At 40.8% G+C, this 12,339-nt stretch carries 14 protein-coding genes (1 of these 14 only partly in view); 3 read left to right on the top strand and 11 right to left on the bottom strand.

All coding sequences use genetic code 11. The features are described from left to right. The 3 genes in view from C0638_RS21075 to C0638_RS21085 are tightly spaced (at most 28 nt apart) and all read left to right on the top strand, a layout consistent with a single transcriptional unit that may run on beyond the window. On the top strand, nucleotides 1-1,510 hold the 3' portion of the coding sequence (locus C0638_RS21075; RefSeq protein WP_058712396.1) for a spore germination protein. It extends 110 nt beyond the left edge of the window; 1,510 of the gene's 1,620 nt are visible here — the last part of the coding sequence; the start codon falls outside the window, past its left edge; it ends in the stop codon at nucleotides 1,508-1,510. A gap of 9 nt (nucleotides 1,511-1,519) precedes the next feature. Next, entirely contained in the window at nucleotides 1,520-2,719 is a 1,200-nt protein-coding gene (locus tag C0638_RS21080; RefSeq protein ID WP_058712397.1) for a Ger(x)C family spore germination protein, read from the top strand. A gap of 28 nt (nucleotides 2,720-2,747) precedes the next feature. Then, a complete protein-coding gene (locus C0638_RS21085) occupies nucleotides 2,748-3,854 on the top strand; it encodes a GerAB/ArcD/ProY family transporter (protein WP_102163764.1) in 1,107 nt (368 codons plus the stop codon). A 16-nt stretch (nucleotides 3,855-3,870) separates the two neighbouring features. Here C0638_RS21085 and C0638_RS21090 read toward each other — a convergent pair whose 3' ends face one another. The 11 genes from C0638_RS21090 to C0638_RS21140 all read right to left on the bottom strand — a co-directional run bounded on the left by C0638_RS21090 (nucleotide 3,871) and on the right by C0638_RS21140 (nucleotide 12,312). Then, nucleotides 3,871-4,584, bottom strand: a complete 714-nt coding sequence (locus C0638_RS21090; RefSeq protein ID WP_058712399.1) for a YetF domain-containing protein — start codon at nucleotides 4,582-4,584, stop codon at nucleotides 3,871-3,873. 153 nt (nucleotides 4,585-4,737) lie between these two features. Further along, entirely contained in the window at nucleotides 4,738-5,640 is a 903-nt protein-coding gene (locus tag C0638_RS21095) for an alpha/beta hydrolase (protein ID WP_233902242.1), read from the bottom strand. A gap of 239 nt (nucleotides 5,641-5,879) precedes the next feature. After that, entirely contained in the window at nucleotides 5,880-6,311 is a 432-nt protein-coding gene (locus C0638_RS21100) for an Rrf2 family transcriptional regulator (RefSeq protein WP_058712069.1), read from the bottom strand. A gap of 97 nt (nucleotides 6,312-6,408) precedes the next feature. Then, entirely contained in the window at nucleotides 6,409-6,675 is a 267-nt protein-coding gene (locus C0638_RS21105; RefSeq protein ID WP_013310304.1) for a metal-sensitive transcriptional regulator, read from the bottom strand. 76 nt (nucleotides 6,676-6,751) lie between these two features. Next, complete coding sequence (locus C0638_RS21110) at nucleotides 6,752-7,228, bottom strand: DsrE/DsrF/DrsH-like family protein (RefSeq protein ID WP_058712070.1); 477 nt, start codon at nucleotides 7,226-7,228, stop codon at nucleotides 6,752-6,754. After that, nucleotides 7,225-7,815 (bottom strand): sulfurtransferase TusA family protein, encoded by a 591-nt coding sequence (locus C0638_RS21115; protein WP_058712071.1) that lies wholly within the window; start codon nucleotides 7,813-7,815, stop codon nucleotides 7,225-7,227. Before C0638_RS21115 ends, C0638_RS21110 begins: the two co-directional genes overlap by 4 nt. Before the next feature lie 204 nt (nucleotides 7,816-8,019). Continuing rightward, nucleotides 8,020-8,547: a TetR/AcrR family transcriptional regulator gene (locus tag C0638_RS21120; RefSeq protein ID WP_058712072.1), complete on the bottom strand. Its 528-nt coding sequence runs from the start codon at nucleotides 8,545-8,547 to the stop codon at nucleotides 8,020-8,022. 156 nt (nucleotides 8,548-8,703) lie between these two features. Then, nucleotides 8,704-9,492, bottom strand: a complete 789-nt coding sequence (locus C0638_RS21125; protein ID WP_058712073.1) for a DUF4309 domain-containing protein — start codon at nucleotides 9,490-9,492, stop codon at nucleotides 8,704-8,706. A 120-nt stretch (nucleotides 9,493-9,612) separates the two neighbouring features. Then, nucleotides 9,613-10,239 (bottom strand): HXXEE domain-containing protein, encoded by a 627-nt coding sequence (locus C0638_RS21130; protein ID WP_058712074.1) that lies wholly within the window; start codon nucleotides 10,237-10,239, stop codon nucleotides 9,613-9,615. Between the two features lie 25 nt (nucleotides 10,240-10,264). Next, entirely contained in the window at nucleotides 10,265-10,849 is a 585-nt protein-coding gene (locus C0638_RS21135) for a TetR/AcrR family transcriptional regulator (protein WP_058712075.1), read from the bottom strand. Nucleotides 10,850-11,079: 230 nt separating this feature from the next. Continuing rightward, a complete protein-coding gene (locus C0638_RS21140; protein WP_058712084.1) occupies nucleotides 11,080-12,312 on the bottom strand; it encodes an aminopeptidase in 1,233 nt (410 codons plus the stop codon). Between the last annotated feature and the right edge of the window lie 27 nt (nucleotides 12,313-12,339).

Raw genomic sequence — 12,339 nt, forward strand, 5'->3', positions numbered from 1 at the left:
CCATACTCTATCTTTACTTAAATTAAAACTTGGGCAAGGTCCCGATTTTGTCATTCGTGATTTTTCCGAAAGTCCTGAAAATGCTGGCCATCTCGCCGTTTGTTATATTGAAGGACTGATTGACCAAAACTTGCTTTCCGATTTAATGGAGAGCTTGATTACAGAGATGGGCTCCGCAGATACTTTTATGTTTAAGGAAAATACTGCAGCTTCTTTGTTAAAAAACACAATTCCGTCTGGAAATATTCAAATGATACATTCGCAAAATGAAGTATATCAAGCCATCCTCTCCGGGAATGCTGTCATTGTCATCGACGGAAACAACTATGCATTGGTAGTTTCCATCGCAGGCGGAGTAAGACGGGCTATTCAGGAGCCCAGTACTCAGACCGTAGTACGGGGTCCTAAAGAAGGATTTACCGAGGATATCTCAACCAACATTACACTGATCAGAAGAAAATTGCGGACACCTGACCTTAAATTTGAAAGTCATGTTATTGGGCGATATACACAAACCAAAGTCATGTTAGCTTACATTGAAAATGTCGCTAATCCAGAAGTCATACAGGAAATTACAAAACGGCTTCAATCCATTGATACAGACAGCATACTTGAAAGTGGCTACATCGAAGAATTTATACAGGATGAACCACTTAGTCTCTTTCCCACCATGCTAAACTCAGAGCGTCCGGATACAGTCGCAGGTAGCCTTTTAGACGGACAAGTAGCTGTCCTGGTTGATGGGACGCCATTCGCTCTGATTGCACCTGTAACCTTCTTTAATTTCTTTCAAACGGCGGAAGACTACTACCAGAGATATGACATTTCAACTTTTTTAAGGGCTCTTCGTGTAGTATCTTTTCTAGTCTCATTGTTGCTTCCCTCTCTATTTATAGCCTTGACGACTTTCCAACAGGAAATGATCCCTACCACGCTGTTAATTACGCTGATGGCTCAACGGGAAGGAACTCCTTTTCCTGCATTATTGGAAGCATTAATGATGGAATTAATGTTTGAAGTGATTCGTGAAGCAGGTGTGCGAATGCCACGGGTCATCGGACCAGCCGTTTCCATCGTAGGAGCTCTGGTTATCGGACAGGCGGCGGTGCAAGCTGGACTGGTCTCAGGTGCAATGGTGATCGTTGTTGCCTTCACTGCTATATCGAACTTTGTCATCCCGTATTTTGGTATGGCTTCAGCAGTCAGGTTGTTGCGTTTTGCACTTATGCTACTGGCAGGGGCTCTGGGATTATTCGGTATTCTGATCGGAATTATCCCTCTTCTTGTTCATCTTGTATCTCTCAAATCATTCGGAGTTGATTATTTTGTGCCCTACAGCCCCACCTTTAAATCTAATATGAAGGACCTTATCATCAGAGTTCCGTGGTGGGCTATGAAAACCAGACCTAGCGAAAAATCAGGCCATAACCAGACAAGACAGGCAGCTCACCAATACCCTGCTAGTTCGGATGATACTGAAGGTGGTCATAAGCCTGATACCCAAAAATAGGAGAGATCAATGGTGCGGCAATTAAGAGTTAGTTATGTTCTGTTTATTGCAGGGTTATTACTTACAGGGTGCGTAGATCGAACAGAATTGAACGAATTAGCCATCACAACAGCAACTGGAATTGATGGACATAAGGGCGACTGGATCAATACTTATCAAATCATCATTCCATCAGCCATGACGACTGGCTCAGGTGGTACTTCCTCCGGGGCATCGCAAAGCGCTGTACATACCTTTTCTACACATGGAAAAACATTGAGAGAGACCGTTACGAAGAGTAGCCTGGAATACCCACGCAAACTATATTTTGCCCAAAATAATATACTCGTTATTGGAAAAAAAGCAGCTGAACAAGGCATTGAAGAGATTATTGATATTTACCTCCGCAACCTTGATTCACGAGAAACTGTAAAAATATTCATTGCCAACGGAGAGGCTCGTAATTTTTTAAAAAAGCTTGTACCACCAGAGAAAATTCCTGGTCAAGCTTTAGAAAAGATTATAGAAAGAGATAGCAAATTAGGATCAATTTACCCTGCAATATCCATGTATGAATTTATTTCGAAAATTAGCTCCGATAGTGCAGCCGGAGTTCCAGAAATATCTCTTGAGGGTTCCGAGCCGGAGAAACTAGACTCTGTTGATGTTTTCAAGGAAACCTCCGCCAAAAATAAACTCAAGTTATCGGGCTTAAGCATTTTTCAGAAAGACAAGAGAGTCGGCTTCCTAAATGAAAAGGAAAGTATAGGGGTTTCATGGTTAAACAACCAGATTAAAAACACTACTGTAAACTATGTGGATGGGAATGTTACGTCCGCTTTTCTCATCCGGAAAGCCAAGGTTAAGGTTACGCCAATCAAGAATTTAAATCATTATTACCTCAACGTTGACGTTAAAGCTACCGGGGATCTTCTGTCAGCCTCTTCGCAAAGAGAAATGAAAGATATGCAAAGCATAGGTCAATTGCAGATGCAAGCAGCAGAAACGATCAAACTGCAAATTCAGGAAGGCTGGAAAGCCTTACAGCAAAAGAATATCGACCTTATTGGTGTTGGAAATAAAATTCATCACAAGTACCCAAAAGACTGGAAAAAAATAAAAGAGACATGGCCTGAAGAGTTCGCAAACATGGATATAAAAATAGATGTAAAAATGAAGCTTGCACGTCCAGGATTATTCGAAAAATCTTTTAACGAACTGTTGAAATGAAATAAACAGGGAGAGGTGAAATGAAGCAATGCGTCAAAATACAATCCGAGTATCCGAGCTAATCATTTGTATGTCTTTATTTGAAGTTGGAAGTACAACTTTGTTTTTAATGGGGGCTGAAGCAAAGCAAGATGCTTGGTTAGTCATGTTGATAGGTGCATTAGCAGGACTTCTTCTGCTAATGCTCCATCTTGCTATTCACCATCAAGATCCTGAATTAGATTTGTTCATGTTGTTTCGCCGTTACACAGGGAAATATGTGGGTACACTCATCAATTTACTTTTTGTGATGTATTTTACATATGAAGCTTCTCGGAACATACGCGATTTAGGCGAGGTGACCGTAATGACTCTGCTCCGCCAAACCCCCTTGTGGATCATCATCCTGATCACAATCGTGGTTGTATCCAACACGGTTCGTTATGGCTACAAAGCATTGTTCTTGCTTTGCTTATTTCTTTTCCCTTTTTTTGTTCTTGGCTACGCTCTAATTAGTATATTAATTCCGGCAACCGGTCTCTTTCATCTCGAAAATTCCCTTCCGGTTTTAGAGGAAGGATGGACACCTATATTTAAGGCCGCTATTCCTGAGCTTATTTCTTTTCCATTCGGACAAACTGTGTTATTTCTTGTATTTTATCCGCTTGCATATAAAGGCCGGAATCTCACAAAACCCGTTTTTTTTGCCTATATAATGACCGCACTTGCTCTAACATTTGTTAATCAATTGGAAATTTTTGTTCTCGGACCCAAGATCGCCGCCAATAGCACACTTCCTCTTTTGGAAGCCGTTCAGTTGATTGAATTAGCAGATCTGTTCGAACGAATGGATGCCCTTTTCACCTTGCTTCTTTTTCTTGGCTTGATCATCAAAATGTCTTTATTTTTTAATGGTGCTGTGATAGGACTTGAAAAAATAACCGGAGTCGGATTTAAAAAATGGATTCTTCCCCTTGCAGCACTTATTTATGGTCTTTCTTTTTTGTCGCCTAACTATATTCATCACATGGTAATCGGTCGAAAATTTGTTCTTAATTCCTGGTTTCCTATTTTTCAAATTTTCCTACCTTTGTTACTATTTATCTTTATTGTTATTAAAAAAAGAAAAAAGACAAATAAACAGTCCTCTTCATGAAGAGATGATCATTCATTTAAATAGATCCACCACTTTTTTGATTTTTATTCTCTTTCATCGGCACTACATGGAGCGTTCCATCCTCGCTAAGCTCTGCATAGGCAATCTCATTGATGCTGTCATATCCCTGCTCTCGCGCCTTCGCTTTTATCAGCTCTACATCAATTGTTTTCCCGCGCATAGATTCATTTAGCAACCTTCCCTTATCAATGACAGTAACAGAAAAAAGATCAGGCTGTGCGTCTATTCCCATATCCTGAGCAGCGGGTGGCTCATATTCGGGTTTGCGCATGACTGACAATGAGCCGTTCGTCTCTAACGTAGCGTACAAGACCTCACGCAGAGAAAAAATATTTTGCTGGCGTAGCATGGAGAGTAACTGTGTAAATTCTATATCATATTTCTCCAGCAATTCTTGATTAACCTGCCCTTTATCCACGAGCAGCACTGTTCGACCTTCTGCCATATATCCAAATTTCACAAAATGGGTCGTCGCTTTTTCGAAAAAGTAGGCCAGCGCGCACCATAGTGCTAAAGCAAATAAAAGTTGCCAAATGGTCACCTCATCGTCATATAACGTATTCCCCACAATTTCGCTCAATACCAATGATGTCAGAAAATCGAGCGGTGTTAACTGACTGAGTGTTTTCCGACCTGTAATAAAAGTAATGATCCACAAGCCAAAAAAGCTGATGATCAATTTGACGCCAATAGTTGCAAAAAATTCCATATCTATGCCCTCCCAAAAAAGTTATATTTTATGGGTTATTTACACCTGTCTACTTCTGTATAAACAAAGGCTTATTTCATTCCTAAAGTTGTCAGAAAAAAAGCCCGCCACCAACTAGAGGCAGCGAACTTTTTTAATCACGGTATTATAAAATTAGTCTTTCAGATGTTGATCAAAAAACTTCTTAACCAGGTCTAATATATGTGGCTGGGTAAAGGCGATATGTCCAGCTCCCTTAATTTTGTACAGCATGACATCATTACCCGCTTGCTTAAGTGCTTTGTAAAACTCCATGCTTTGTTCAAAGGGAACCACGTCATCCCGGTCTCCATGCATAATTAAAGTTGGTGGTGCTTCTGGGCGAATATATTGCATAGGACTAGCTATTCTTGCTTTCTCTTTATTCTCCTGAATAGCTCCTCCCACTAGCTTGGACTCTGGAGAATGTGGTGAATCGTGATCAAAAATGGATGGATACTGACTCATAGTCAGTAAATCCGTTGGACCAAACCAATCTACAACTGCTTGAATAGTACTCGACTCATCCGGGTATTCTCTGTCTCCTGCTAACTCCTCATTTCCTTCTGTTAACCCCGCCAGCAATGCTAGATGAGCACCAGATGAATCTCCCCATACGCCTACTCTTTCCGGATCGATATTATATAAAGACGCATTAGCCTTCAGGAAGCGTATAGCAGCTTTTACATCTTGAATTTGAGCCGGAAATATAGCGTTGTCGCTGGTTCTATACTCCACACTTGCAACAACATATCCCATTTTGGCAAATTCGGACAGCTGTGGCACAAAAGCAAAGGTATTCTGTTGGGACCACCCCCACCCACAACCTTGTAAATAAATAATCAAGGGGTATTTCTCCTGATTCCCCACTCTGTTGAATAACGCGTCCATAGGGTCTCGGTATACTAACAGATTTAATTTTAAGGAATTACACTCCACATTAGAGAACTCTATGTTTGGAATCAATTGTATGTAAGAGTTCACATCCTCTTCCCACTGCAGCTCCTGGATTTCTTCTTCAACTGTTCTGTTCATCATCACTGTTCAAATCCTCCCATTAAAATACTTTTTTAGAGACAAGACATAGTATTAGTTTCATCATTTTAAAATTACATTTTCCTCACCTCCTGTCATATTCTTTAGCATTTATTTTCTAAAAAGTTATAACAGAATTAATGTAATAAAGTTACTTACAACGAATTCAAAAAAATAACATTTAGAGTATTGATGTAATAATAATTATTACATCAACCTTCAAAAAAATAATGCTTCCTAATTTAAGAAGCATTATTTTTTTGGATAATAAGTTCTATAATTTCTTGTATTGAAATATTTCTCAATATACTTTCCATGGCATTTTGAGCCTTCATTAAAATAAGTTCTAGTACCTGATTGATATTGGCTCCAACCCAACAATTCGGATTGGGATTGGTATGGGTATTAAACAGTTGATCATCCTCTACTACCTCTACTGCTTTATACACATCATATAGAGAGATTGCCGCCGGGTCTTTTAATAGAAACGAACCACCAGTCCCCCTGCGCACATCCATTAATCCAGATTTTTTAAGTAGTCGGGTAATTTGCCGTATAATCACTGGGTTTGTATTCACGCTATCGGCAATTTGCTCAGAAGTCAGATAATCAGCACGTACATGTATAAGGGACAGCATATGAACTGCAATTGAAAATCGGCTACTAATTTGCATTAATATCACCTTCCGTTGTAAATATTATATTTACAACGGATCTTATTTGTCAACATCATTAATTGCGCAAGATATTATTTTCAACTACATTATACGATTATCTACTTTTCACCAGCAGCTGAATTGCTTCTTTAACCAGCTTATCCGTATCTCCTCCAGCTTCCTGCTCTTCCAATATGCAACGCTGCAGATTTTCTGCTACAATCTGGGCGATTGCTTTATCTGATGCATTGCGTACAGCTGATAGCTGGCTGACTACATCCTTGCACGACTTGCCCTCATCCATTAAACGAAGTACTCCACGTACCTGGCCCTCAATCCTTCTCAAGCGCGTTTTCAGTTCATCACTGTAATTGTAATCCATAAGCAATGCACTCCTTTTTTGACTTACCATATACATGTATAGGTATATTATAAACCAAAAAAGTAAATAGGATACCCTAAATAAATAGATTCACCTGTCCTTGCGATGCATCTCCCAAGTAGGCAGCTACTCCAGCATATTCCACACTATCTATTAGCTCTTCTTGTTGAAGTCCTAACAAATCCATGGTCATGGTGCAAGCGACGAGCTTGATCCCCTGCTCTTGTGCTAACTCTATAAGCTCTGGAAGAGAGAGCGCATTATGCTTTTTCATGACATGCTTGATCATCTGTGGTCCCAGTCCGACGAAATTCATTTTGGAGAGTGCTAACTTTTTCGGTCCACGAGGCATGATCCAGCCAAAGGCTTTTTCGAGCATTCCCTTATGGGTGCGCATGAGCTCATCCTTACGCAATATATTTAGTCCCCAAAATGTAAAGAAAATAGTTACTTCATGATCATATGCTGCCGCTCCATTCGCAATAATGAATGCAGCAATCGCTTTATCCAGCTCACCGCTGAATAAAATAATCGTTGTTTTGGCTGTACTCATATAGAATCGTACCCCATCATTTCTCCTGCCCAGCCGGACATGCCTGAAAGCACAGATTTGACGTTTTTAGCGCCTTTGTCTGCCAATAACCGGCAAGCCCTTTCACTGCGTGCTCCAGCTTGGCAGATCACTGCGATTTCATCTTCCAGATTTAGCTCAGCGAGTCTGTTCTCCAGTTCTCCGAGGGGAATGTGCTTAGATCCTGGGATGTGTTGAAGAGCAAATTCGGCGGGTTCACGAACATCCAGCAAAATGAAGTTCTCCTTTGCAGACCATTTTGCTTGCAGCTCTTTATGACTTATCGTGGAAGGAAATGCTTGCTCCTCCTTCACATCAGTCGGATTTGCTTTGCGTAGATAATGTCGCATGACAACTCCTTCTTGAAAAGTGCCCAAATACTGATGTCCGGTGCCTTGGGCCCAGCTCTGAAAATCTGCTAACGAACCTTTGTCAGTCACTTGAACCTCCATAATCTGCCCGGCAAGAAGCTCATCCATAGCTTTTTTTGTTTTTACAATTGGCATAGGACAAGCAAGCCCTTTGCAATCAAGAATCTGATCTGCTTCGATATGACTAGTTAATGACATAGTGGTACCTCCGCCTTTTTTTGTGGGGCTTAGTATAATTTTAATTTTAAATACATATACCCCTATAGGTATAAGAATAGCGAGGCCCACTTCTCTTGTCAACTTAGCTAGTCATTTTCATTCAAACTAACAATTCATGTCTTGTACAATTAAAAGCACACAAAAAAGCCGCGCAAAAGCGCGACTCTACTGCATACATACCAATTAATCGTCTGTTTTCATCAGTTCTGGCAGATCCAGCGACATTGAAATATTACATAGCATTCCTCTGGCGAGAAAAAGCATTGTTCTTTCCAAGGCTTGTTCAATACCAGCCTGGCGGAAAGCGTCATAAACTGTCGTATGGATCTCACGTAACCCCTGCTGCATCACGGTTACAACCACATCCTCACGGATTGTCTGTGCCTGCATTTGCAAAAGTATTTCATTTCGATATTCCGTCATAATCTGCGAATAGGCTGCAATCAGTTCTTGCTCTAACTGTTCCGAAGAAGCGGATTGAATGACCCGGTGAAAAGAGTCTATGATACGTGCAAATGATACCTTTAGGGCTTCAATAAGCAAGGCTTCTTTAGTAGCGAAAAAGCGAAAAACATAGGGCTGAGAAATATTAGCCCGTTCCGCAACTTTGGCCGTTGTAGCTCGATAGTAGCCCATCTCCGCAAAGACTTCAATAGCAGCAGATATGATTTCCTTTTGGCGATTTATTGATGTTGATGTTGCTTTAGCCATATTTTCTCATCCTTTTGTTTATCACAAATTTTCTGATTAGTGATTAATCAATCACTTAACATTATAAATGTCATCCTCTAAAAATGCAATGAACCGAAAAAGTCGCCTCCATGATCGTAATGGAAACGACTCTCTTTTTTATACATCTAAATCTAATTATGGCGTCATCGAGTTAAAATATAATCGAACATAACTGACCTTTTGCGTTTTAGTTTGATAGGAAAATACTAAATAATAACTAAGACCTGATGTGTTGTCGATTTTATAATTAGCTTCTGCTGTGCCAGATATGTCTCTAGAGGTGTCAACTGTTTCTGTGGGCTGGCCCAGTTCGTCAATAACTTGTTTGATAAGCAACTTCTTATATTTTGAATCGGAAGAAGTAATTTCTGTAACTTTATCATTTCCATCCAGTACGAGATCTGTATGATATTTAGCGTAACTTCTCATAGGGCCTGTAGAACCAGAATCGGATTTCCCCCAAAGCTCAAACAAAAGATCGCTGCTCGTTCCCAAACCAAGACCTTTAGGCAGATTGGGTAACGTTCCCTGCTTGGCTGCACTCAATATAGCAGCTGCAGAGCTGTGTTTACTGTCAGGTGAGGCTGTACTACTAGCGGGTTCCTTGTGTATCGAGGTTGCGCCTTGACCAGACTCTTTTCCAGGCTTCTCGGAATTTCCTCCATCCGTACTAGGCTTACTGCTATCTGTACTCGTCTTGTTATTGTGGGTATCTTGCTCATTTGTATTGATGTCTGTATTCTGATCTGTTGAATTACTGGCAGATGGTGTGGCTGATTTCGTTGTAGAGGGAGCAGTTGAGTTTGCTTCTCCGCTATTGCCGCATCCTGTCATTACAGCAAAACCTATAGCCAATAAAGCGCTGGTGGTGACCAGCTTGCAAGCTAACTTTTTACGATTACGAGATTGATGTGTAGGTTTCATTATAAGATCACTCTTTCCTTGTTCTTGGGTACAAACCAAGTGTAACCGAACCTCGTTTCGAGAATACCTCTACTTGTATCCAACTTGTAAACAAGCACATTTGTGAATTTCTAACATATCCTACCTGCGATCATAAATTCCTAGCTGTTGTTTAGAAAAGGCGTAAGGGGAGTCACTCTTCTTCAACCATATATTCCCTTTGATAATGAAGATGTATACAGCAAAAATAAAGTAGATTGTGCCTGCAATCCAGTCTATTGCCGTTGGGATGTCTCTCTTTACGATTTCATGAATATACCAGATTCCTATAGGGACATGCAGGAGAAGTGCCGTACACAAACCAGGGTTATATATCGTTTTTGCTTTGAGATTGACAACAATACCGTGCCAGACGACCTGAAAGAATCCCATAAAAACTGGTGAGAGTCCAAGCCAGATTATGTGGGGGAACCATACGGGGAGCAGATAAAATACATAGGCAATGGCCACATTGATGATCATCGCTGATTGAGTATTTAAGGGATAATGATCTGGGGCTTCACTTTTAAACAATATATTGTTAAATAAACCCGCAAAATATCCAGGCCAGCGGTATTCTTCAAATTGGTGAAACAAAATAGCCACAAAGCTTAACCACAGTATTCCTGATAGATCCGAGAAGATGGCTGGATTCATAAGTAAAACAATACATACAGACACCCCGATAATGCCCCCTGCATCTTGCCAATATTTTCTCAAAAAATCCATAGCACTCACCTCTAAGATATTATTTTTAATCAAAATATCTTTCAAATAGCAGGTTTAATTGTTCCTCTATTGTGGGCATTTCCACAACTGCTCCAGACTCAAGAATCGGACTCATCAGTGCAGGCAGAAAAATAGCTCCGAATATTTGCAGCATCATGGCTAACAACCGCTCCGGCTGTTGCTCACCTGTCAGCTCCTTGATCATGTTCTGCACCTTTGGAAACCCCATCATGTTTAAAAATCTTCCATATTCGTGTTGAGATGTAAAGGGTGTGCTGCCCATCACAATAATTCGTGACAGAAGTTCTGGATATTGGCGAATGACCTGTAAATAGTTAAGTAAAAATTGTTTCAGTCTATCTCGCGGGGGCATCGCTGTATTGTCCAAAACAGAAAATGTGTGCTGAAAGCTGTTTAGGATCACTTCAATAGCTTCACTGAGCAAATTTTCCTTGGAGCCAAAATAATAATTAACTAGAGAAATATTAGTACCAGACAGGTCAGCAATTTTTCTGATTGTAACCGCCTCGAAGCCTTCCCTTTGAATAAATTCCAGCGTAGACTGTAGAATTTTTTCTTTGGTCTGTTGTTTTTTGTCTGGGTGACTCATGTTTTTCCTCCTCCTATTTAGTTTAATCCTAACGGACAAATGAAACGGGCCACTTAAGCAAAACAAACAAAAAATCAAACTATATTTAAAACGTTGTTTAAATTATCGTTTGAACTTATCCTAGCACTTTACATTTCACAAAACAAGTAAAGATATGAAAATTAGGCTAAAAAAAACCGCAAACGAATCAGATCGTTTGCGGGTTGATTGAATTGAGGTTGAAAAAAGGTCTAAATGGCCCAATTTCCTTTGCGGAACACAGCCTCTTTGCTTCCGTCTTGCAGTTCGCCATCAATATCCAGCTCAGCCGAGCCGATCATGAAGTCAACATGAGTCAGGCTGACATTGGCACCGTTCTGGAGTAGTTCCTCCCGGTTCATTTGTGTCCCATTTTCGATGTTAAATGGATACGCACTGCCTAAAGCCAGGTGGCAGGAAGCATTTTCGTCGATACCTGTATTATAAAAGATGCGGTTGAGATTAGAAATCGGTGAATCATGCGGCACCAAGGCAACTTCCCCCAGGTAGCTGGCTCCTTCATCTGTAGCGAGCAAATGAGTGAGATGCTGCTCACCGGATTCTGCTGTATATTCGGTGACTTTACCGTCCTTAAAGGTAAATGTAATGCGATCTACCAGCTGCCCATTTAAATTAAGCGGCATGGTACTTGTAATGTGACCATTGACACCAGTACGCTTAGGCATCGTGAATACTTCTTCTGTCGGCATATTCGCGACAAAATAATCTCCGCGCCCGTTTTCACCACCACCACTGCGCCAAATATGTCCGTCAGCCAACTCAATTCTCAAATCTGTTCCGGGCGCACGATAGTGCAGGCTTTTATATTTTTTATGGTTCAGCTTATCTTGTACCTGCTCAAGATTTTTCAAATGATTTTGCCAATTCTGAATGGGATCAGAGCCGTCTACACGATTCATTTGGAAAATCGTATCCCACATAACACGAATGCGGTCTTCTTCTGCTACATCCGCAAACACTTTATCGGCCCAGGCTTTCGTCGGAGCTTTAATCAAACACCAGCTAATTTTGTGATTGCGGGTATATTTGGAAAAGCCTTCTCTCGCCGTAGCTGCCGCTTTTGTCGCACGAGAAACTTTTTGCGGATCAATACCTTGATATAAATCCGGGTTCGGCACTTTAATCGTTAATGTGGCTCCACCCTCTTCGGCGAATTTCTCCATCATTTCTGCCTTCCAAGCAGGGTAGTAATCAAAGCTGGCTTCGTCACCATGCTCAAAACGACTGCGTGTAATGGAATCGTCCTCAAACTCTACCTGTACATATTTAGCGCCTGCTTCATAGGCTTTGCTGACAATCAGGCGTGTGAATTCAACAGTTTCCAGTGGTGCAGTTACCAACAACGCCTGTCCGGGCTGAATGTTGACTCCTACTCTAACGACCAGTTCTGCATATTGCTCCAACAATGATTCAAATGTACTCATTTTTCCACGCTCCTGTTCCCGTTTGGT

It is taken from the genome of Paenibacillus sp. lzh-N1, from assembly GCF_002872435.1.
GTDB lineage: Bacteria > Bacillota > Bacilli > Paenibacillales > Paenibacillaceae > Paenibacillus > Paenibacillus polymyxa_C.

What these genes read in the sequence shown, in the direction of transcription:
- C0638_RS21105 (WP_013310304.1), bottom strand. Translation starts at nt 6,675, where the DNA reads ATGGATTACAATTACAGTGATGAACTGAAAACGCGCTTGAGAAGGATT.
- C0638_RS21090 (WP_058712399.1), bottom strand. Translation starts at nt 4,584, where the DNA reads ATGGAATTTTTTGCAACTATTGGCGTCAAATTGATCATCAGCTTTTTT.
- C0638_RS21130 (WP_058712074.1), bottom strand. Translation starts at nt 10,239, where the DNA reads ATGGATTTTTTGAGAAAATATTGGCAAGATGCAGGGGGCATTATCGGG.
- C0638_RS21085 (WP_102163764.1), top strand. Translation starts at nt 2,748, where the DNA reads ATGCGTCAAAATACAATCCGAGTATCCGAGCTAATCATTTGTATGTCT.
- C0638_RS21100 (WP_058712069.1), bottom strand. Translation starts at nt 6,311, where the DNA reads ATGCAAATTAGTAGCCGATTTTCAATTGCAGTTCATATGCTGTCCCTT.
- C0638_RS21125 (WP_058712073.1), bottom strand. Translation starts at nt 9,492, where the DNA reads ATGAAACCTACACATCAATCTCGTAATCGTAAAAAGTTAGCTTGCAAG.
- C0638_RS21080 (WP_058712397.1), top strand. Translation starts at nt 1,520, where the DNA reads ATGGTGCGGCAATTAAGAGTTAGTTATGTTCTGTTTATTGCAGGGTTA.
- C0638_RS21135 (WP_058712075.1), bottom strand. Translation starts at nt 10,849, where the DNA reads ATGAGTCACCCAGACAAAAAACAACAGACCAAAGAAAAAATTCTACAG.
- C0638_RS21110 (WP_058712070.1), bottom strand. Translation starts at nt 7,228, where the DNA reads ATGAGTACAGCCAAAACAACGATTATTTTATTCAGCGGTGAGCTGGAT.
- C0638_RS21140 (WP_058712084.1), bottom strand. Translation starts at nt 12,312, where the DNA reads ATGAGTACATTTGAATCATTGTTGGAGCAATATGCAGAACTGGTCGTT.
- C0638_RS21095 (WP_233902242.1), bottom strand. Translation starts at nt 5,640, where the DNA reads ATGATGAACAGAACAGTTGAAGAAGAAATCCAGGAGCTGCAGTGGGAA.
- C0638_RS21120 (WP_058712072.1), bottom strand. Translation starts at nt 8,547, where the DNA reads ATGGCTAAAGCAACATCAACATCAATAAATCGCCAAAAGGAAATCATA.
- C0638_RS21115 (WP_058712071.1), bottom strand. Translation starts at nt 7,815, where the DNA reads ATGTCATTAACTAGTCATATCGAAGCAGATCAGATTCTTGATTGCAAA.